Below are 339 nucleotides of genomic sequence, written 5' to 3'. Positions count from 1 at the left end.
TATTACCGCGGCTGCTGGCACGTAGTTAGCCGGTGCTTCTTCTGCAGGTACCGTCACTTGCGCTTCTTCCCTGCTGAAAGTGGTTTACAACCCGAAGGCCGTCATCCCTCACTCGGCGTCGCTGCATCAGGCTTTCGCCCATTGTGCAATCTTCCCCACTGCTGGCTCCCGTAGGAGGCTGGGCCGTGTCTCTGTCCCCGTGTGGCCGGTCGCCCTCTCAGGCCGGCTACCCGTCGTCGCCTTGGTAGGCCATTACCCCACCAACAAGCTGATAGGCCGCGGGCTCATCCTGCACCGCCGGAGCTTTCCACCAACCCCCATGCAGAGGAAGGTCATATC

At 61.7% G+C, this 339-nt stretch carries 1 rRNA gene; it reads right to left on the bottom strand.

The annotated features are described in order from the left end of the window. Window positions 1-339, bottom strand: a 16S ribosomal RNA gene (locus PUR71_RS01345); the annotation flags it as partial.

The organism is Streptomyces sp. SP17BM10 (genome assembly GCF_036322405.1).
Lineage (GTDB): Bacteria > Actinomycetota > Actinomycetes > Streptomycetales > Streptomycetaceae > Kitasatospora.
The sequence above is the reverse complement of the archived record's forward strand: the minus strand, read 5'-3'. Positions and strand labels throughout refer to the sequence as shown.